We start from the raw sequence: 21,484 nt of genomic DNA, 5'->3' as shown, positions 1-21,484 counted from the left end.
GCGTGCCGCCCGCACGCGGCCTGGTGCGGCGCGGCGTGCGGGCGGGGTGGGCGGGCGCCGGTGCGGCGCCCGCTGGGGTTGCGTCAGCCGGCTGCCGAGGGGACGGCCGCCAGCGGCGCGCGCTGCCCCGCGCGCAGCGGCGGGATCGGGCCGAGGTGGAGGCCGCCGTCGACGAGGAGGTGCGTCCCGGTCAGGTAGGCGGCGTCGGGGCCGAGCAGCGCGCAGAGCAGCGCGCCGACCTCGGCGGGCTCCCCCACCCGTCCCAGCGGGACGCGCTCCAGCCACGCCTGCTGGTAGCTGTCGTCGGCGGTGCCGGCCATCGGGGTGCGGATGATGCCGGGGCGCACCACGTTGGCGCGGATGCCGTAGCGGGCGACGGTGGTGGCGAGCATCCGGGTGTACTGGGCGACGGCGGCCTTGGTCGCGCCGTAGCTGTGGCAGTGCGACAGCGGCGCGCTGTGCGCGGTGACGGAGCTGACCGAGGCGATGACGCCCGGGATGCCGCGGTCGATCCAGCGCGCCACCAGGTTCTCGCACATGGCGGCGAAGGAGGCGACGTTGGTGCGCATCATCAGTTCGCGGGCCTCGGCGCTGTCGGCGGGCACCCGCGGCCGGTCCAGGCGCAGCACACCGGCGGTGTAGCACAACCGCTCGATGCCGCCGGTCAGTTCGTGGGCCTCGTCGAGCAGCCGGGGGACGACCGCGGGGTCGGAGAGGTCGGCGGGCAGGACGTGGGCGACGGCGCCCAGCTCCTCCGCCTCGGCCGCGATGCGGCGCAGCGGTTCGGCGCGGCGCGCCACCAGCACCGTCTCGGCGCCCTCGGCGGCCAGCCGCAGCGCGGTGGCGGCGCCGATGCCGCTGCTCGCGCCGGCGACCAGCACGGGGCCGGTGCTCGGGGGCGCCGGCGGGCCGGCGGGCGCGGTGGGCTGCGACTGGCCGCCGAGGGCGGAGACCGGCGGGATGTACACCGCGTCCAGGCCGCCGTCCAGCGGCACGGTCTCGCCGGCGAGGTAGCCGCCGCCGACGCCGCTCAGCAGGCGCAGCGCGGCGACCAGGTCGGCCGGTTCGACGGGGCGGCGCACCAGCTGGTGGCGGGCGAGTGCCTCGGCGGCGGCGGCGTCCAGCCGGTGGCCGAGGAAGGGGGCGTGGCCGACCCGCACGGTGTTGACGGGGACGCCGCGGGTCGCCGCCCGGGCGGCGAGCCACCGCCACCAGGCGGTGTCGGCGGCGAGGGCGGCGGCCCGGTCGGGGTCCGCCTCCGGCTGGACGAACGGCGCTGCGTCGGTGACCAGCACGAACCGTTCGGCGCCGTCCCGGCGCGCCGCCGCGAGGGCGGCGAGCAGCCGCTCGCGCGGGATCGCGGGGACACCGTCGCCGACCTCGCCGAGCAGCGGGACGCAGTGCAGTTCCGCCGGCCCGTCCCCGTCCAGGACGGTGAAGCCGGCGTTCCGCAGTGCCTCGGCCACCTGCGGTGCCGAGCCGTACAGTCGCGCGCGTCCGCCCCCGTGGGGCTGGTCAGACACGGTCGGGGAGACCCCCACCGTCCACCTCCAGAGTTGTACCGGTCAGATAGCTGTTCTCGGCGGCGAAGAGCACCGCGTCGGCGATCTCCCGCACCTCGGCCCAGCGGCGGGCCGGGATGCGTTCGCGCAGCCGCTCCATGTAGTCGGCGTGGCGGGGGTCCCGCTCGCAGTGGTGGTGGAGCGCCTCGCTGCTGATCACCCCGGGGGCGACGCCGACGACCCGGATGCCGTGGCCGGCGAGTTCCAGCGCCCAGGTCCGGGTCAGGGCGTCGACGCCGCTCTTGGCGGCGCTGTAGCCGGACTGGCCGTAGGCGCCGCCGCGGGCGGCGGAGGAGATCTGCACGATGGTGCCGGGCACCCCGGCCTCGACCATGGCGGCGGCGGCCTCCCGGCCGGTGAGGAAGACACCGGTCAGGCAGAGCCGCAGCGTGTTCTCCCAGTCCGCCAGCGGGTACCGCTGGAGCGGGCGGTCGCCGCGGGCCGGTTTGACCAGCAGGCGGGAGGAGTTGGCCCCGGCGTTGTTGACGCAGAGGTGGAGCGGGCCGTCGGCGGCGACCCGGTCGAACAGGGCGCGCACGGAGTCCTCGTCGGTGACGTCGACCTGCTGCGGGTGCAGTTCCAGGCCGGCGTCGCGGGCGCGGGCGACCGCCTGCTCCAGCCCCTCGGCGCTGCGGGCGGCGATGGTGGTGTGCCAGCCGGCCTCGGCGAGGCGCATCGCCACGCCGAGGCCCAGGCCCCGGCTGCCGCCGGTGACCAGGGCGCGGCGCGGTTCGTCCCGCGCCGGGTCCGGCCGGGTGCCGGCGGCGGGGTCAGGCTCGGAAGAGGAGCGCACCGTAGAACCACCCCCCGCCGACCGCGGGCGCCAGCACCAGGTTGCCCGGTGTGATCTGCCCGTCGGCGGTGAACTCCGAGAGGACGGTGGGGATCGAGGCGCTGGAGAGGTTGCCGCGGATGCGGAAGTTGCTGGCGAACCGCTCCGGCGCCAGGCCGAGCTCCTTCTGGATGCCGTCCATGATGGGGCTGGTGCCGGAGTGCGGCACGAACCAGTCGAGGTCGGCGACGGTCAGGCCGTTGCGGCCGAGGATCTCCCGCGTCACGGTGGTGGCGTGGGCGATGGCCTCCTCGATGAGGTCCGGGGAGCTGCGGACCCAGCCGTTGGGCGGGTACGCGCCGGTGAGGTGGTGGCGGGTGCCGTCCGTGCTGAGCTGGGAGTCGATCAGCCCCCGGCCCTCGGTGCCGCTGACCTCCACGACCGCGGCGCCCGCCGCGTCGCCGGTGACGAGTTCGCCCTTGGAGCCGGGCCGCACGCGGCGGCTGAACCGCTCCGAGGAGATGACCAGGGCGCGGCGGATGCCCATCGGCCCGGTGAGGTGGAGCGCGGCGGTCTGCACGCCCATGACGAACCCGGCGCAGCCGGCGCAGACGTCGAAGGCGAGGACGCCGGACATGCCGAGGTCGCTGGCGATCCGCGGGGCGATCTCCGGCCCGTAGAGCCGGTCGGTCCAGTTGCTCAGGATCACGAGGTCGATGTCGCCCGCGGTCAGCCCGGCGTCGGCCAGCGCGCGTTCGGCGGCGCGGACGGCCATGTACTGGACCGTCTCCTCCTCATCGCTGCGGTAGCGCGTGAGGACGCCGAGGTCCCCCAGGAGCTTGTCCTCCAGGGAGTTGGACGTGGCCTCGGTGCCGGCGGAGTTGTCGACGAGGGTGCGGGGGAAGTAGTGGCCGAGACCGGTGAAGCCGACGCCGCTGCCCTGCCAGGCGGGGGTCGTGCGGGTGGTCCGGGTGATCGCGGCGGGCGGGGCGCAGGCCTCGGCCGGCGGGCCGGGGGGCGTGGTGCCCTCGGTGGGTGCGGTGTCGGTCATCTCGTCGCTCACTGGTAGCGGTACAGCATGGCGCCCCAGCTGAAGCCGCGGCCGATGCTGATGGACAGGATGAGGTCGCCGGGCGCCACGACGCCGGAGGCGATGTGCTCGGAGAGGCAGCTGGGGACGCCCACGCTGGAGGTGTTGCCGCGCCGCGGCAGGTTCAGCAGGACCTTGTCCTCGGGGGCGTCCAGCCGCTTGGCGACCTCCTGGATCATGTTGAGGTTGCCCTGGTGCGGGATGATCCAGCGCACGTCCTGCGAGGTCAGCCCGTTGCGTTCCAGGATGCGGGTGGCGGCGTCGGTCAGCAGGTCGGGGCCGAGCTCGCCGACGAGCTTGCCCTTCATCACCATGCGGTCGTTGTCGTCGATGTCGAAGGCGCCGTAGTGCTCGCCGTCGGAGCGCAGCACCGCGTCGATGAGGCCGCTCTCGGCGCGCTCGTCGTCGCGGGTCCACACCGCCGCGCCCGCGCCGGCGCCGAAGAGCACCGAGTTGCGGAACTTGGTGTTGAGGATGTCCTGGGGCCGTTCGGCGCACACCACCAGGGCGTTGCGGACGCCGAGGCTGCCGAGGAGGGAGCGGGCGACGACGCTGCCGTAGAGGAACCCGGCGCAGGCGACGGCGGTGACGTCGAAGCAGACGGCCTGCTTGACGCCCAGCTGGTGCTGGAGCGGCAGCGAGATGTCCATGTACCGGTTGCCGGCGGAGGAGCGGTTGGTGCGGGGCCGGGCGGTGGCGGTGGTGCCGATGAGCACGTCGACGTCGTCGGGGGTGAGGCCCGCGTCGTCCAGCGCGCGCAGCGCGGCCTCGCGTCCCATCTCGACGTGGCGCTCGTTCTCGTCCTCGGGCCAGTGCCGGGCCTGGACGCCGGTGTGGCGCCGAATCCACTCGTCGGTGACGTCGAGGTCGTCGAGCCCCTCGAAGTAGGCGTTGGTGAGGGGCTCACCGGGGAAGTAGTGACCCACGCCGCTCAGGGTCACGGGGGCCGCCGTGATCGGTGGCGCCTCGGTGGCGCGGTGCGTGACGGTCATGGATCGGCACCCTTCTGAAAGAGTTCCTCGGGCGGCCGGGCCGCGGTTCGGTCCGGCCTGCGCGGTGGTCTGTGGTGTGGTCCGCGGATCGACGGCCTCGGCCGGCCGCTCGCGCGGCCCGGCAGCGGGACGGGACGGGGCAGGGGGCTCGCGGTACCGCGCCGGCCCCCGCCCGTCGACCGGTGGGCTGCCCGCACCAGCGGGTGGCGGGACCCGGTCGTCGACGTCGCGTCACCGACCCTAGGCAGCGCGGACGGAGCCGGTCATCCTCCTCCGGGTACCGGCTGGGGGCCGTCCCGGTACCGCTGATACCGGCCGGGCGGGCGCCACCGCCGCGGGGGTTACCTTCCGTACCAACCCGGGGGTGAGGTCGGTACCGGTGGGGGGCTCTCCTGGGCCGGGCCGATCCCTAGCGTGGCGGGGGTGCCGAGCCGTGCAGGGGGCGGGGCGGCCGCTCCGGTGGTTCCGACGCCGTCGACGCGGTCCTGCCCGGCGCGGGGGAGGCTCACACAGCCAGGGAGGACAGACCTTTCATGTCGCAGCAGACCATCAGCCCTGTCGCAGCGGGAGCGAGCTGGCAGGACCACAACATCGGCATCGCCGGTTTCGGCCATCACTTCCCCCGGGAGGTCGTGCACAACGACCCCGACTCGGAGGTCGTGGGCAACCGGATCGACGAGGCGGTGCTGGGGCAGGTCGGAGTCCGCTCCCGGCACAAGTCGTCGGAGGACGAGACGCTGCTGTCGCTGGCGGTCGCCGCCGCCCGGCAGGCCGTCGAGGACTCCGGGGTGGACCCGGCCGAGCTGGACCTGGTGATCCTCACCAACTGGACGGAGCACGTGTTCCGTCCGGAACTGGCCCCGCTGGTCGCCACCGAGATCGGCGCCCACGGCGCCATGGCGTTCGACCTGGCGGCCGGCTGCTCCGGCTTCGTGCTGGGCATCCAGACCGCCGCCGCGTACCTGTGCGCCCCGACCCACCACACCAAGGCGCTGGTCGTCTCGGCGGAGCAGTTCTCCCGCCGGGTGCGCCCCGGCTCCAAGGCGGAGGCGGTCGCGGGCGACGGCTCCGGCGCCGCGGTGATCACGCGCGGCGGCGACCACCGCGCACAGCTGCTGGACTCGGTGACGCACGTCGACGGCACCCTCGTCGACCTGACCACCGCGACCCCGCCGCACGGCTGGGTCAAGAGCAAGCCGGAGCTGGTGGAGCAGGCCGCGGCGCACATCAGCTCGATCGTCTCGGAGCTGCTGCAGCGCAACTCCCTGGCGCTGACGGACGTGACGTGGCTGGTGCCGCACGCCGCGACCCGGCCGATCATCGACGGCATCCTCAGCCGCACCGGCGTCCCCGACGACAAGCTCGTCACCAACTTCGAGTACCGGGGCCACCTGTCGAGCGCGTGCGTGCCGACGGTCCTCTCCGAGTTCCACGCCAAGGCCCACTTCTCCCCCGGCGACACGGTCCTCACCCCGGTCGTCGCCGGCGGGTTCTTCTCCGGCGGGCTGCTGCTGCGCTTCTGACGCGCCGCCCGGCCCGGCCGCCGGCGGGCGGCCCACCACGAGTCCACAAGAGGAAGGCACGACAGTGACGGCAAGCCCCACCGCGCGGCAGGCGGACACCGGCGCGGGGACGCGCGAGGTGCTGGTCACCGGGATGGGATTCTGCCTCCCGGGGCCCGACGGCCGCCAGACCCTGGGCCGGGACGACTTCTGGTCCACCATCTCCACCGGGACCGTGCACCTCGGACACGAGGGGGTGTGGTTCGGTTCGGTCACGCCCCCCGAGGAGTTCGTGGCCGCGTCCTTCCCCGAGGTCCCCGACCGGCACCTGGCGAACTACGCCGCCGTGCACCACTACGGGCTGGCGGCGACCGCGAAGGCGCTGGCGGACGCGGGGCTCGGCCGGGAGAACGGCGAGCTGGCCGAGGCGGCCGTCATCACCGCGCGCGCCACCAGCGACAGCTGGTTCGACGTGTACGAGGACTTCGTGCGCAGCGAGTCGGAGGAGCCCGACCCCGAGCGCGGCCGGGCGCTGTTCACCCGGCTCGCCATCGCGGGCGGCACCACCGACCTGGCGTACGTCCAGGCGGCGCTGCTCGGTGCGGGCGGCCCCTGCCACACGGTGTCCAGCGGCTGCGCCTCCTCCGCGGTGGCGCTCGGCGACGCGCACCGGCTCATCACCAGCGGTGTCGTCGACATCGCGGTGGTGACGGGTGTCGACTACTTCAACCTGGACCGCATCCTGCGGTTCCAGGCGCTGCGGGAGCGGGTGGAGCAGGCCGAGCGGGCGGGGCGCCCGGTACTGCCGGCGTCGATGACGCTGGACGCGCCGATGCGGCCGTACGACAGCCGCGCGCAGGCGTCCAACATGGCCAACGGGGCGACGACGCTGATCCTGGAGAGCCGGGAGCACGCCCGTGCCCGCGGCGCGCGCTCCCATGTGCGGGTGCTGGGCCAGGTCCACGGCCGGGTGGCCGGGGGCAGCGCGATGGCCGCCGACGACAGCGGCCAGGCCGTCGAGCGGGCCGCCCGGCGGGTGCTGCGGATGGGCGGGGTGGACCCGCAGGACATCCGCTACGTCAACGGCGGCGCCGAGGGCAACCCGATCTTCCACGGCATCGAGTCGGCGGCGCTGAGCCGGCTGCTGGGCGAGCGCGCCCACGGGCTGCCGGTCAGCGTGCAGGAGGCCTCGTTCGGCCACGGGGGGTCAGCCCTGGGTCTGATGGGGGTGGCGGCGACCGGGCTGATGATGGCGTCCGGGGAGGTCTGCCCCACCGCCGGGTGCGAGCAGCCCGCCGCGGAGTGCGTCTTCGACCCCGTCCCCGGTCACCTGACGAAACCCCACGACCTGCCGTTCGCGCTGTCGTTCAACTACCACGTCGGCACCGGCGCGAGCGCGATCCTGCTCGCCCGGGAGGACGAGGAGCCGGCCGTCGGCGGCACCGCCGGCCCCACGGCGGCCGTCGCCTCGCCGGCGGTGCCCGACCCGCGTGCCTCGGTGCCGGGCGTGCCCCCGGTGTGGCCGGCCCGCCCGGTGGGCGAGGTCCTGGCGGTGGAGGGCGCCGGCCGGCCCGGCGTCGCCGAGGTCGTGGCCGGGCTGACGCCGCTGGGGCTGCGGGCACCGCAGACCGGCGAGGTCCCGGACCTCTACCTGGTGGCGCACATCGGCAACGAGGCGTACGGCGCGGAGCCCGCGGCCGCCGGCCTGGACCGCGGCCGGGTGCTGGCCACGCTGACGGCGATGGCCGACCGCGGTGCGGGCCGGGCGGTGCTGGTCACCGACGGCACCCAGCTGATCGAGCCGGGCGCCGACCCCGACGCGGCGGCGCGCCGCGCGGCGGACCTCTCCTGGTGGCGGCAGCAGGCCCACCGGCTGGCGGGACGCGGTGTGGTGGCCAACGCCGTGACGACGGGGTACGCCCCGTTCCTGGGGCACCGGTTGGCCGAGGGCCGCGAGGCGGAGCTGATGCAGCACCTGCTGGTGCGGCGTCCCACCCGCGTCGACGACCTCGTCAACCTGCTGCGGCTGCTGGCCACGGAGCACAGCGCCCACATGGTCGGCCAGGTGCTGACGCTGGACGGCGGGGTCGAGGCGATGCTGGTGCCCCCCACCCCGGCGTGGCTGGCCGAGCCCTCCCCCGCCTACCCGGACCCGGCGCCGGGCGACCCCTTCGACCTGTCCGGCACCGTGCTGCTGGTCACCGGGGCGAGCAGCGGCATCGGCCGCACCTTCGCGCTGGAGGCCGCCCGCCGCGGCGCGGAGCTGGTCCTGGTCGGGCGGCGCGCGGACGCGCTGGCCTCGGCCGCGGAGGAGGTGGCGGCCGAGGGCGGCACGGCGCACGTGCTGCCGGCCGACCTGGGCGACCCCGAGTGCGTCCCGGCGATGGTGGCCGAAGCGGTCCGGCTGGCCGGCCGGGTCGACGGCCTGGTCTACTCCGCCGGCATCCTCGACTTCGACGAGCGCGGCGACAACAGCGCGGTGCGGGCGCGGAGCTTCGCCGTCAACGTCCTTTCCTACGCGGCGACGACCGACGCGCTGCTGGGCGAGTGGGTGCCGCGCCGCCACCCGGGCGTGGTCGTCGCCGTCGGCTCGGTCAGCGCGCTGGCCGCCCCGGTGCCCCGCACCCAGGCGTACGGGGCGAGCAAGGCCGCGATGCTGCAGCACACCCGCATGCTCGCCACCACCGGCGCGCGCTGGGGCGTCCGCGCCAACACCGTGCTGCCCGGCATGGTCCGCACGCCGATGGAGGCCGCGGTCCCCAACAGCGACGCCTTCACGACGAGCCTGCTCTCCCAGGTCCCGCAGGGGCGGATCGGTGAGCCGCAGGAGGTCGCCGAGCTGCTGTGCTACCTGGCCGCCCCCGCCTCCTCCCGCCTGTCGGGCGCCGCCCTGGTGATCGACGGCGGCGGGAGCCTGGGGTGCCTGCCCGAACTGAACCGCCCACGTGCCGGTGCCGGTACCGAGGAGCAGATCTGATGACGGAGACCCTGATACCCACCCCCGCGCCCCGGCGCGGTGTCCCGCCGGCCGAGGAGTGCGTGATCGGCCGCGTCCTGGAGCGGCGCGCCGGCGCCCATCCCGACCGCCCGTTCGCGCGGTTCCCCGACGGGGCGTCCTGGAGCTACCGCGACGCCTGGGACCGCGCCCGGTCCGCGGCGGTCGGCCTGCGCGAGCTGGGCGTCGTGCCCGGCGACGCCGTCGCGTCGTGGCTGCCCAACGGCCCCGAAGCCCTGGCCGTCTGGTTCGGCACCAACCTCAACGGCGGGGTGCACGTCCCGCTGAACACCGCGTACCGCGGGAGCCTCCTCGCCCACGCCCTGAAGCTGTCCGGCGCGCGCGTGCTGGTGGTCCACGCCGAACTCGCGGACCGGCTGGCGCTGGTGGACCTGGCGGCCGTGGAGCACGTGGTGGTGGTGCGGGGCGAGGCGCCCGCCGGCGAGCTGCCGGCACGGGTCCACGGCCCGGAGGTGCTGGCACGGTCCGAGGAGGAGACCGCCGCCTACGTCCCGGCCGAGGTCCACCCCTGGGACACCCAGTCGATCCTGCTGACCTCGGGGACCACCGGCGCCTCCAAGGGCGCCATGATCTCCTACGCGGCCTCGCACGCCTCGGCCACGGCGGGCCTCGACGGCATCCTGGACCACGACGACCGCTACCTGCTGAACCTGCCGCTGTTCCACGCCGGCGGCACCCTGGCCGCCGTCGCGATGCTGAGCCTGGGCGGCTCGGTCGCCGTCGTGCAGGGGTTCAGCACCGAGGAGTTCTGGGAGGTGGTCCGGGAGAACGGCGTCACCGTCTGCACGCTGCTGTCGGTGATGATGCCGTTCCTCACCCAGCAGCCGCCCGGCCCGCAGGACCGGGACCACCCGCTGCGGACCGTGCTGTGCGTCCCGCTCCCCGACGACGTGGCGGGGTTCGCGGAGCGGTTCGGCGTGGCCGTGCACACCGTGTACAACAGCACGGAGACGTCGACCCCGATCATCTCCCCCGCCAACCCGGTCAACACCCGCAGCTGCGGACGGCTGCGGCCCGGCGTCGAGGCGCGGATCGTCGACGACCACGACCAGGAGGTCCCCGAGGGCGAGGTCGGCGAGCTGGTGCTGCGCACCGAGCCCTGGGGGATGTCGCACGGCTACCACGCGATGCCCGAGGCGACCGCCACCACCTGGCGCCACGGCTGGTTCCACACCGGCGACGCCTTCCGGCGCGACGGCGCCGGGGACTACTACTTCGTCGACCGCATCAAGGACGCGATCCGGCGCCGCGGCGAGAACATCTCCTCGGTCGAACTGGAGGCGGAGATCCGGGCGTTCCCCGCCGTCGGCGAGGCGGCGGTCGTGGCGGTGCCCAGCCCGCAGGGCGAGGACGACGTGCTGGCCGTGGTGGTGGCGGCCCCTGGCGCGGTGGTCGACCCGGTGGCGCTCACGGAGTTCCTGGTGGAGCGGGTGCCGTACTACATGGTCCCCCGCTTCGTGCGGACGCTCGGCGAGCTGCCGCTGACCCCGACGGGCAAGGTCCGCAAGTTCGTCCTCCGCGAGGAGGGCGTCACCGACGGCACCTGGGACCGCGAGTCCTCCGGGGTGCGGGTCCGCAGGGAGCGGCTGTCATGACCGGCACGACGACACCGGGCGGCGGCCCGGCCGAGGGCGGGGAGCCCGAGCTGGTCGAGACGCTCGACGGCGGGGTGGCGACGCTGCGGCTGAACCGCCCCGCGCGCCGCAACGCCCTCAGCCGGGGTCTCGCCGTGCTGCTGGTGGACGCGCTGCGCCGCTGCGGGCGCGATCCGGAGGTCCGGGTCGTCGTACTCACCGGCACGGCGGGCGCCTTCTGCGCGGGCGACGAGCTCGACGAGCGCGCCGAGTCGCTGGCGGCGGTCGGCCCGGACACCCCGGTCGACCCGCACACCGGCGACCTGCTGTACCTGCGGATCTGCGAGCAGATCGTCCAGCTTCCCAAGCCGGTGATCGCCGCCGTCGACGGCGCCGCAGCCGGCGCGGGCACGGAGATCCTCTGCGCCGCCGACCTCCGGATCGCGTCCGACCGCACCCGCATCGGCAGTTGCGTGGTCAAGGTCGGCCACCTCGGCAACGCCGTGATGCTGCCGCGGGTGGTGGGCCCGGCCCGTGCCACGGAGATCTACCTCAGCGGCCGCCTGGTCGGGGCCGAGGAGGCCGCCCGGATCGGGCTGGTCGACCACCTGGTGGAGCAGGCCGAGTTCCCGGCGGCCGTCGCGAAGCTCGCCGGGCGGCTGGCCGCCGGCCCCACCGCGACCATCGGCCTCTACAAGGAGCTGCGCGAGCGGGCGGCGGGCGTTCCGGTCGCGCAGGGGCTGCGCCTGCAGGACGCCTACCACCTGCGCACCCACCTGGAGGTGCCGGACTCCGCCGAGGGCCTGGCCGCGTACGTCGCCGGCCGTGTCCCCCGCTTCACCGGGGCCGGCGGGCCGGGAGCGGCGCCGACGGCCGACGGCGGGCAGCCGTGACCGCCCGACCGCCCCGGCCGGGCCGGGGCACCCATCTGTTACCACGCGTCAGAGAGGCACACGTGACGACTTCCGACCACCGATCCCGCGAGGTCCTCCTCACCGGCATGGGCTTCTGCCTGCCCGGCCCGAAGGACGCGCCGACCCGGACCCGCGAGGAGTTCTGGGGCACCATCGCCTCCGGCGCCCTGCACCTGCGGGCCGAGGACAGCTACTTCGGGATCATCGACCCGCCGCAGCAGCAGGTGCGGGACGCCTTCCCGGAGGTGCCGGACGCGCACCACGCCAGCTTCGGCCCCGTCCACTACTACGCCCTGTCGGCGACGGCCACGGCCCTCGCCGACGCCGGGCTGGACCACGCCGCCGGCGACCTCGCGGAGGCCGCGGTCATCAGCGCCCGCGGCTGCACCGAGACCTGGTTCGACGCGTACGACGAGTTCACCGCCGGGGAGCGCGCCGACCTCAGCCCCGGCGAGGCCATGAGCCTCTACCTGCGGTACGCCGTGACCACCTCCGTGGGTGACGTCGCCAACGTGCAGGCCGCGCTGATCGGTTCCGGCGGCCCCTGCCACACCGTCTCCATGGGGTGCTCCTCCGGGCTCACCGCGATCGCCGACGCCTTCCGGCTGATCGCCGACGGCAGCGCCGACGTCGCCGTGGTGACCGGCGCGGAGCACGTGGCCCCCGACCGCTACCTGCGTTACGACGCGTTGCGGCAGCGCGGGGACCGTGCCGACGAGGAAGGCGTCTCGCTCCTTCCCGCGGGGATCACCTTCGACTCGCTGAGCCGCCCGTACGACACCCGCACCACCGGCCTCAACCTGGCCTCCGGCGCGGTGACCCTGGTCCTGGAGAGCCGCGAGCACGCCGAGCGCCGGGGGGCGCGCGTCTACGCCCGGCTGGCCGCGCAGGCGCACCGCCGCGTGCCCGGCGGGTCGGCGCTGGGCGGCGACATGGAGGGCACCGCCGCGACCCGCGCGGCGCACTGGTGCCTGGAGCGCGCCGGCCTGGCGCCCGAGGACATCGACTACGTCCAGGGCGGCGCCGACGGCAGCAACGCCGAGTTCTCCGTCATCGAGGCGGCGACCATCCGCAAGATCCTCGGCGACCACGCGAAGGGGCTGCCGGTCTCCGTCCAGGAGGCCAGCTTCGGCCACCCGTACGCCGCGCTCAGCCTCATCCGGACGGCGGCGACCGCGCTGATGATCGACCGGGGCGAGGCGTGCCCGACGGCCGGGGTGGACCAGCCCGTCGACGTCGAGCTCGACCTGGTGCTCGGGGACGAGCCCCGCCCGCTCGACATCCGCCACGCGCTCTCGCTCCATTACTACCTCGGCTCCGGCGCGGGCGCACTGCTGCTCAGCGCGGACCGACCCGCCGGGGACCGGCCCGCCGGGAACTGATCCACCAGCAGGACGGCCGGCCCGGGTGAACGGCCGGCCGCCACGGCACCGCATCGAGGGGGACGGGCCGCGGCCGCGCGCACCGGCGGGGAACCGGCGCGCGCGGCACGACCACGCGGTCCGCCGCCGACGACCACCGCCGGCACGGTGACGCGCCGGCGTCTCAAGGGGGAAGACCGACCATGACCGCAGTTCGCCATGGCCTCAGCCCGTACCAGCGGGACCTGTGGACGGCGTCGTCGTACCTGCCGCACGACCCGCAGTTCGTCCAGTCCATGATCGAGCGGATCACCGGCCCGGTGGACGCCGGCCTGTTGCGGGAGTGCGCGGAGCGCGCGCTGCGCCGCAACGACTGCTACCACCTGCGCTTCGGCGACACCGCCGGCGTGCCGTACCAGTGGACCGATCCCGACCTGCCGCCCGTCGAGCTGGTCGACCTCTCCGGGGAGCCCGACCCGCGGGCCGCCGCCCGCGCCTGGTGCGAGCGCACCGTGCGGGAGCCGTTCCGGCTCGACGGCGGGCCGATGGCGCAGGCGACCGTCCTCTCCGAGGGCCCGGAGGCCGCGAGCGTGGTGGTGCGGGTGCACCACATGGTCGCCGACGGCTGGGCCCTGACCAACGTCCTGGGCGAGGTGTTCACCGACTACGCGCACACGCTGCGCACGGGGCGGCCCGCCGAGTTCGCCGCGCCGTCCTTCCTGGAGGTGCTGCGGGACGAACCGGCGTACCGCGACGACCCGGCCGAGGAGGCCGCCCACCGCGACCTGCTGCTCACCGCCCTCGACGGCGCGGAGCCCCCGCTGTTCACGCGCCGCGCGCCCAGCGGGTCGCGCACCAGCAGCCAGCACGCCTTCCACATCGAGCACAAGACGCTGGAGCGGGTCCGCGAGCACGGTGTCTCCCGGTTCTCGTACCTGGCGGCGGCCATGGCCACCTACCTGGCCCGGGTGCACGGCAGCGACGAGGTCTGCCTCGGCGTGCCGCTGCTCAACCGCACCACCCCCGCCCAGCTGGCCACCGGCGGGCACTTCGCCAACACCCTGCCGCTGCGGGTCCGGGTGGCGCCGGACGCGACGCTGCTGGAGGTGGCCCGGCAGATCGGGGCGTCCTCCCGCACGCTGAAGTCGGCCGAGCGCTACCCGCTCGGCCGGCTGCTCGGGGACCTCAGGACGGCCGAGGGCCGCCCGCGCCGGATGTACGACGCGCTGTTCTCGATGCTCCGCTTCCCCGCCACCGAGCAGATCCCGGGGACCCGCCGGGAGATGACGGCGGTGCTGCACGCCCAGGACCTCAACGCGCTGGTCGCCAACGCCCGCCACCGGGACGACGGCGGCGACCTGGAGATCACCTACGACTACGCCGACGACGTCTTCGACGCGGACCTCCCGATCGAGCGCGCCGCCGAGCACCTGCAGCAGCTGGTCACCGGCGGGCTGGAGGAGTTGCGCACCCCGGCGCGGCGGCTGCGGATGCTCTCCGACGCCGAGCACGAGCAGGTCGTGCGGGGGCCCCACAACGACACCCGCGTCGCCTTCTCCGAACGGAGCACCCTGCACGGCCTGCTGGCGGAGCAGGCGGCCCGCACCCCCGGCGCCCCGGCGCTCGCCGACGCCGCACCGGACGCGGCGCCGCTCACCTTCCGCGACGTCGACCGCCGCTCCGACGCGGTCGCGGAGCAGCTGCGGGCCCTGGGCGCCGGCCCCGGTGACCGGGTGGCGCTGCTGCTGGGGCGGGGCGCCGACACCGTCGCGGCCGCCCTCGGCGTGCTGAAGTCCGGCGCGGCCTACCTGCCGGTCGACCCGGCGCTGCCCGCCGCCCGCGTGGCGTTCCTCCTCGACGACGGCTCGCCGTCGGTGGTGGTGCACCGCGGCGCCACCGACCTGCTGCCCCCGGCCCTCCCGGCGGTCGACCTCGCGACGGTTCCCGCCGCTCCCACCGACGGCGCCCCCGGCGCCGCCCGGGGCACGGCGGCGGACGCCGCCTACGTCATCCACACCTCCGGTTCCAGCGGCACCCCCAAGGGGGTGGTGGTGGAGCACCGGTCGGTGGTCAACCGGCTGGAGTGGATGCAGCGGCGCTACCCGCTCCACGCCGACGACGTGGTGCTGCACAAGACCCCGCTCTCCTTCGACGTCTCGATCTGGGAGCTGTTCTGGAGCCTGCTCGCCGGGGCGCGCCAGGTGGTGCTGGAGCCCGGCGCCGAGCGCGACCCGCGGGAGCTGCAGCGCGCGGTCGCCGACCACGGCGTCACCACCCTGCACTTCGTGCCCTCGATGCTGGGGCCCTGGCTCGACCTGCTGGAGACGGAACCCGCCCTCCGCGCGGGGGCGGCGTCGCTGCGCCGCGTGTTCTGCAGCGGTGAGGCGCTGCCGCCCGCCCACGTGGCGCGCTTCCACGCGGTGCTCGGCCCGCAGGGCCCGGAGCTGGTCAACCTCTACGGGCCGACCGAGGCGACCGTCGACGTCACCCACCACGACTGCCCGCCGGCGGAGGCGGGGCGCGCGACGGTGCCGATCGGACGCCCGATCGACAACACCCGCGTCCTCGTCCTGGACCGCGACGGCCGGCCGCAGCCCGGCGGCGTCGCCGGTGAGCTGTGCGTCGCCGGCGTCGGTGTCGCCCGCGGGTACCTGAACCGTCCGGAGCTGACGGCGGAGCGGTTCGCGCCCGACCCGTTCGAGCCCGACGAACGCCTCTACCGCACCGGCGACCTGGCGCGGCTGCTCGCGGACGGCACCGTCGAGTACCTGGGCCGTACCGACGCCCAGGTGAAGATCAACGGCTGGCGCGTGGAGCCCGGGGAGGTCCGGGCCGCCGTCGCCGCCTGCCCCGGGGTCCGGCGGGCCGAGGTGGCCGGGGAGACCGCGCCCGACGGCCGCACCCGGCTGGTCTGCTACGTCGTGCCCGCCGACGCGGAGCAGCCCGTCACCGCGGCGGATCTGTACGCCCACTGCGCTGCGCGGCTCCCCGCGCCGCTGGTCCCCTCCCGATTCGTCGCCCTGGACGACATCCCCCTCACCGCCAGCGGCAAGGCCGACCTCCGCGCCGCGGCCGCCCGCGCGGCGGGGAGCGGCAGCGAAGCGGCCGCCGGCACCGCCCCCCGCGACGCGGGTGAGCGGACGCTGGCCGAGGTGTGGGGCGAGGTCCTGGGGACCCCGGTCGCCGACGTCCACGCCAACTACTACGCGCTGGGCGGCGACTCCATCCAACTGCTGCGCATCCGCGCACTGATGGAACGCCGCGGCCTCGCCTTCGACCTGACGGAACTGATGCGGTTCCCGACGGTGGCGGCCCTCGCGCCCCGGCTGCGTCCGGTCGCCGAGCCGGCGGCCGGCGACCCGGTCGGCACGGAACCGTTCGCCCTGGTCGGAGCGGAGGACCGGGCGCTGTTCCCCGACGCGGCCGACGCCCATCCGATGACGCGGCTCCAGCTCGGGATGGTGTACCACACCATGGAGAGCCCCGGAACGGCCATGTACCACGACGTCTTCCGGTACGTGTTCCGCACGCGCTGGCAGGAGTCCGCCTTCCGGGCGGCCCACGAGCGGCTGACCCGGCGGCACCCGGCGCTGCGGTCGTCGTTCGACCTGCTCGGCGCGGACGAGCCGCTCCAGGTCGTCCACCGCACCGTCGCCGGCGGACTGACCGTCACCGACCTGCGGTCCGCGGCACCGGGTGACCCCGAGGCCCAGGACGCCCTGGTGCTCGCGGAGGTGGAGCGCGCCCGCGCCCGGCGCTACGACCTGGCCTCGGCGCCGCTCCACCACCTCCACGCCCACGTCACCGACACCGGCGTCCAGCTCGTCCTGGCCTTCCACCACGCGCTGCTCGACGGGTGGAGCGTGGCCCGGCTGGTCGAGGAGCTGATGCGGGACTACCTGCACGCCACCGGCGCCCCCGTCGAACCACCCGCCCGGGAGGTGCTGCCCTCGCAGGCGTGGCACGCGGCCGACGAACGGGCGGCGGAGGCGGACGGACCGGCACGCGACCACTGGCGGTCGCTGCTGCGCGGGGCGCAGGCGACCACCCCGCTCCCCGACCGGCCGCACACCGCCCGGACCGAGCCGGGTCCGATCCGGTGCGCCGCGACGGTGCCCGCACCGCTGCTGGCCGCGCTCGGCGGGCTGACCGCCGCCCACGGGGTGCCGCTGAAGTCGCTGCTGCTCGCGGCGCACTGCCTCACCCTGCGGCTCCACTCCGGCACGGGCCCCGACGTCACGACGGGGATGGTCACCCACGGGCGCCCCGAGCGCAGTGACGCCGACGCCCTGACCGGGCTCTTCCTCAACACCGTCCCGGTGCGGCTGGACGACACCGGGCGCAGCCGCCTGGGGACGGCGCAGCACCTCCTCGCCCAGGAGCAGGCGGGCCACCCCCACCGGATGGTCCCGCTGAGCGCCGTCCAGGAGGACTTCGGCGGGCCGGTCCTGGAGACCGCGTTCAACTTCACCCACTTCCACGGGTTCACGGCCCTCCACGAGGTGCCCGGTTTCGCGTTCGACTCCTTCGACGCCTGGGAGGAGACCAACTTCGTCCTGCTGCTGAACGCGGTCCTCGACCCGACGGGCTCCCGCCTGGAGATCCGCGTCGAGGCCGACGGGACCACCCTCACCGCCGACCACGTCGAGCGGTACTCCCGCACCTTCCTGGCGGTGCTGCAGCGGCTGGCCGACCACCCGGACGAGAACGCCGACTTCGCCTTCCTGACCGAGCCGCCGCGGCCGCCGGCCCCGGTGGCCGGCCGGCCGACCGTCATGGAGCTGCTCGCCCGCCAGGTCGACCGCGTCCCGGAGGCCGTCGCGGTCTCCGCCGCCGACGGCCGGTGGAGCTACCGCGAGATGGACGAGCGGGCCCGGCAGATCGCCGCCGCGCTGCTGCGGCACGGGGTCCGCCCGCGGGACCGGGTGGTGGTGGCGCTGGAGCGGTCCTTCGACCTGGTGGCGTCCGTCCTCGGCATCGGTATGGCCGGCGGGGCGTGCGTGCCGGTCGAACCGGGGCACCCCGCGGCCCGGCTCGCGGGAATGGTCGCCACCACGGCGCCGACGGCGGTCATCGCCCCGGCGGGGGCCGAGCCGGAGTGGCTGGCCGACCACTCCCTCCTCGTGGCGCCGCCGGCGGCGGACACCGCGCCGGCGGAACCCGCGCGCCTGCCGGCGGTGACCGCCGAGGACACCGCGTTCGTGCTCTTCACCTCGGGGTCGACCGGCGGCCCCAAGGGCGTGGCGCTGTCGCACGGCGCCCTGTCCCGCCTGATCACCTGGCAGCTCGGCGACCCGGGCGGGGTGGTGCGCGGCACGACGCTCCAGTTCGCCCCGCTGACCTTCGACGCGTCCTTCCACGAGATCTGGACGACCTTCGCGGCGGGCGGCACCCTGCGGCTCATCGGCGACGAGGAGCGCCGCGACAGCCGGACGCTGCTGCGGGCCCTGGACGAGGGCGACGTGGAGCGCGTCTTCGTGTCCTACGTCGCGCTGCACCAGCTCGCGGAGACGGCGGTGGCCCTGGACCGCTTCCCCTCCCGGCTCCGCGTCATCGTCTGCGCCGGGGAGCAGCTGCGCGTCACCCCGGCCATCCGCACTTTGCTGCGCCACCTGGACGACCCTCTGCTGATCAACGCCTACGGGCCCACGGAGGCACACGTGGTGACCCGGGCCCTGCTCGACGGACCGCCCGACCTGCTGCCCGACCTCCCGGCGATCGGCACGCCCGCCGGACACTGCGAGATCCTCGTGCTCGACGAGGCGATGCGCCCCGTCCCCGACGGCGGACTGGGCGAGGTGTACATCGGCGGGGACTGCCTGGCCGACGGATACGAGGGCAACCCCGGGCTGACCCGCGAACGCTTCGTGCCCCACCCCTGGGGGCCGCCCGGTGCGCGGCTCTATCGCAGCGGCGACCTCGGGCACGTGCTGCCCGACGGGAACCTGGTGTACGTCGGCCGGGCCGACCGGCAGTGCAAGATCCGCGGCCACCGGGTGGAGCCGGCCGAGGTCGAGGCCGAGCTGCGGCACGTCGCGGCGCAGGTGCCGTCGGTCGGTGACGTCGCCGTGGTCGTGGGCAGCGGCCCCTCGGGGTCGTTCCTCGCCGGGTTCCTGGTGGGCGAGGCGCCCGAGGAGTTCGTCGGCCAGGTGCGCTCCGCGCTCCGCGCCCGGGTGCCGGACCACCTGGTCCCCGCCACGGTGACGTGCGTGCCGCGGCTGCCGCTGACGGCCAGTGGGAAGCGCGACGACCGGGCGCTGCTGGAGCTCCGCGGCCGACAGGAGGACGCGCCCCGCGACGCGACGGCACCGGCCGACGACGAGGAGCGGTCGGTCGCCCGCGTCGTCACCGAGGTGCTCGGGCTGCCGTCGATCGGCGTGCACGAGGACCTCTTCGACCGGGGCTGCACCTCGCTGCACAGCGTGCGGATCGTGACGCTGCTCCAGGAGCGCACGGGTGTGGACGTGCCGCTCCCCGCGCTGGTGCGGGAGCCGACGGTCGCCCAGCTGGCGGTGCGGGTCCGCCAGGCCGAGAACCAGGCGCACGTGGACCCCGTGGTCACACTGCGGGACGGGGGCGCGAACCCGCCGCTCTTCCTGGTCCACCCGATCGGCGGCAGCGTGGTCTGCTACCAGCGGCTGCTGCCGCACCTGCCGCACGACCGGCCGGTGCACGCCCTCCAGGCGGTCGGCGACAGCGGGGAGGCCGGCGGGCACAGCACGATGGCCGACATCGCCGCCGCCTACGTCCGGGAGATCCGGCGGGTGAGGCCGCACGGGCCCTACCTGCTCTCCGGCTGGTCCTTCGGCGGGCTGGTCGCCTTCGAGATGGGGCGCCAACTGCGCGAGGCGGGCGAGGAGGTGCCCCCGGTCGTCCTGATCGACCCGATCGCGCTGCGCCGCGGCGAGCGCGAGGGGCTGGACGAGGGCATCATGCTCGCCTGGTTCTTCTGGGAGCTGCTCCTCCCCCACCACCGCGGCGAACGGCCGATGGAGGCGCTCCCGCCGGAGCTCACCGACGAGCGGGAGCGGACCCGCTGGATCACCCGCGCCGCCCGCCGGGCCGGCGCGCTGCCCGAGGGCATGGGCAGCGACGTGGTCCACGCGCTCTACCGCACCTTCGTCGCCCACTGGCGGGCCACCCTCGCGTACCGGCCGGAGGGGGCGGACGACGACGTGGTGCTGCTGCGCAGCACCGAACCGCTGCCCGACGTCCTGCGGGAGGCCCACGAACGGCTGTCCACCGCCCACCGCGACGACGCCAACGGCTGGCGGGAGTGGACCAGCGGCGAGGTCCGCGTCGTCGAGGTCGGCGGCGACCACCTGACGCTGATGGAGGAGCCCCACGTGGCGACGGTCGGCCGGTGGATCACCACGCTGCTCGGCGGCGACGGCACGGCCGGCGCCCAGGCCCCGGCGACCGGCGGGGAGGTGTCCTGAGATGGCGCGCGCACCGAAGATCCTCGTGGCGGGCGCCGGCATCGGCGGCCTCGCCGCGGCGGTGACGCTGCGGCACGTCGGCGCCCGGCCGCACGTCTTCGAACGGGCACCGGAGCTGCGGGCGGCCGGCTCCGGGCTGGGCATCCTCAGCAACGCCTCGGCCGCACTGCTGGAACTCGGCGTGGACCTGCGGCTGGAGCGGTACGGCCAGGAGCTGCGGCGGTTCGACATCAGCACCTGGCGGGGCCGGCTCATCCGCCGCATGCCGACACCGGACATCGCGACGGAGACGGGCGCGCCCAGCGTCCTCATCCACCGGGGCGACCTGCTGCGGGCGCTGCTCGACGCGGCCGGCGACGTGCCGGTGACGCTCGGCGCCCAGGTCGTCGAGCACACCGTCCACCCGGACGGCGTCGAGGTGCGCCTCGCCGACGGCACCACCGCCGAGGGCGACGCCCTCATCGGCGCGGACGGGCTGTACTCGGCGGTCCGGCGGCAGATCGCCGGGCCCGAGCCGATCCGCGAACCCGGGTACATCAACTGGCTCGCCACCGTCCCCTTCCGCCACGCGGCGGTCCCGACCGGGTACTGCGGGCACTTCTGGCACCGCGGGCGCCGGTTCGGGCTGATCGACATCGGCGGCGGCCGGGTCTACTGGTGGGCGACGCACAACCGGCCGCCCGAGGAGGCGCGTTCCTGGACCGGCGGCCGGAGGGAGATCGAGGAGCTGTTCCGACGGTTCCCCGAACCGGTCCGGGCGGTGATCCGGAGCACGCCGGAGGAGGACATCCTCTCGGTGCCCGCCCGCGACCGGGCCTTCCTGGAGAACTGGGGCGACGGACCGGTGACGCTGCTCGGCGACGCCGCCCACCCGATGCTCACCAGCCTCGGGCAGGGTGCGGCGATGGCGGTCGAGGACAGCGCGGTGCTGGCCCGCTGCGTCGCGACCGCACCGGACGTGGTCTCCGGCCTCCGGGCCTACGAGCGGGCACGCCGGGACCGGGCCCGCCTCGCGGTGGAGGCGTCCTGGCAGGCGAGCCGCTCCGAGCAGGCAGCCGGCCCGCTGGCGTGCGCGCTGCGCAACGCGCGGCTGCGCCGCACCCCGGAGGAGGCGCTCCGGGAGCAGACGCGCGCGCTGCTCGTCTTCCCCGGCCTGCCGCCCGCCGCCGACGGCGCCGCGGTCGGCTCGCCCGCACCGGCCTCCGGCGTTCCCCGCCCGACCACGACGGGCTCCTGACCGCGCGGCGCCCCCGGTCCGAGCC

11 protein-coding genes are annotated in these 21,484 nt (G+C 75.7%); 7 read left to right on the top strand and 4 right to left on the bottom strand.

What is annotated here, in order from left to right:
• Positions 1–83 precede the first annotated feature (83 nt).
• The 4 genes from HCN56_RS27185 to HCN56_RS04420 are packed head-to-tail and all read right to left on the bottom strand — an operon-like array spanning position 84 to position 4,416.
• A complete protein-coding gene (locus HCN56_RS27185) occupies positions 84–1,523 on the bottom strand; it encodes an SDR family NAD(P)-dependent oxidoreductase (protein WP_167968145.1) in 1,440 nt (479 codons plus the stop codon).
• On the bottom strand, positions 1,516–2,355 hold the full coding sequence (locus HCN56_RS04430) for an SDR family NAD(P)-dependent oxidoreductase (RefSeq protein ID WP_312871043.1): 840 nt from the start codon (positions 2,353–2,355) through the stop codon (positions 1,516–1,518). The genes HCN56_RS27185 and HCN56_RS04430 overlap by 8 nt, the downstream gene beginning before the upstream one ends.
• A complete protein-coding gene (locus HCN56_RS04425; RefSeq protein ID WP_167968144.1) occupies positions 2,333–3,385 on the bottom strand; it encodes a ketoacyl-ACP synthase III in 1,053 nt (350 codons plus the stop codon). The genes HCN56_RS04430 and HCN56_RS04425 overlap by 23 nt, the downstream gene beginning before the upstream one ends.
• An 8-nt stretch (positions 3,386–3,393) precedes the next feature.
• Positions 3,394–4,416 (bottom strand): ketoacyl-ACP synthase III, encoded by a 1,023-nt coding sequence (locus HCN56_RS04420; RefSeq protein WP_167968143.1) that lies wholly within the window; start codon positions 4,414–4,416, stop codon positions 3,394–3,396.
• A gap of 533 nt (positions 4,417–4,949) precedes the next feature.
• On the opposite strand from HCN56_RS04420, the gene HCN56_RS04415 reads away from it, so the two are divergent.
• The 7 genes from HCN56_RS04415 to HCN56_RS04385 all read left to right on the top strand — a co-directional run bounded on the left by HCN56_RS04415 (position 4,950) and on the right by HCN56_RS04385 (position 21,459).
• Complete coding sequence (locus HCN56_RS04415) at positions 4,950–5,939, top strand: 3-oxoacyl-ACP synthase III family protein (RefSeq protein ID WP_167968142.1); 990 nt, start codon at positions 4,950–4,952, stop codon at positions 5,937–5,939.
• A gap of 64 nt (positions 5,940–6,003) precedes the next feature.
• Positions 6,004–8,895 (top strand): SDR family oxidoreductase, encoded by a 2,892-nt coding sequence (locus HCN56_RS04410; protein ID WP_167968141.1) that lies wholly within the window; start codon positions 6,004–6,006, stop codon positions 8,893–8,895.
• Positions 8,895–10,529 carry an AMP-binding protein gene (locus HCN56_RS04405; protein ID WP_167968140.1) on the top strand — a complete coding sequence of 545 codons (1,635 nt, stop codon included), beginning with the start codon at positions 8,895–8,897 and terminating at the stop codon, positions 10,527–10,529. The genes HCN56_RS04410 and HCN56_RS04405 overlap by 1 nt, the downstream gene beginning before the upstream one ends.
• Entirely contained in the window at positions 10,526–11,401 is an 876-nt protein-coding gene (locus HCN56_RS04400) for an enoyl-CoA hydratase/isomerase family protein (protein WP_167968139.1), read from the top strand. The genes HCN56_RS04405 and HCN56_RS04400 overlap by 4 nt, the downstream gene beginning before the upstream one ends.
• 62 nt (positions 11,402–11,463) lie before the next feature.
• On the top strand, positions 11,464–12,804 hold the full coding sequence (locus HCN56_RS04395) for a beta-ketoacyl synthase N-terminal-like domain-containing protein (RefSeq protein ID WP_167968138.1): 1,341 nt from the start codon (positions 11,464–11,466) through the stop codon (positions 12,802–12,804).
• Positions 12,805–12,986: 182 nt separating this feature from the next.
• Positions 12,987–20,222, top strand: coding sequence for a non-ribosomal peptide synthetase (locus tag HCN56_RS04390; protein ID WP_167968137.1), 7,236 nt, complete (start codon positions 12,987–12,989; stop codon positions 20,220–20,222).
• A gap of 1 nt (position 20,223) precedes the next feature.
• On the top strand, positions 20,224–21,459 hold the full coding sequence (locus tag HCN56_RS04385) for an FAD-dependent monooxygenase (RefSeq protein WP_167968136.1): 1,236 nt from the start codon (positions 20,224–20,226) through the stop codon (positions 21,457–21,459).
• The last annotated feature ends 25 nt before the right edge of the window (positions 21,460–21,484 follow it).

Source organism: Streptomyces lonarensis (assembly GCF_012033735.1).
Lineage (GTDB): Bacteria > Actinomycetota > Actinomycetes > Streptomycetales > Streptomycetaceae > Streptomyces > Streptomyces lonarensis.
This window is presented reverse-complemented; position numbering and strand designations above follow the sequence as displayed.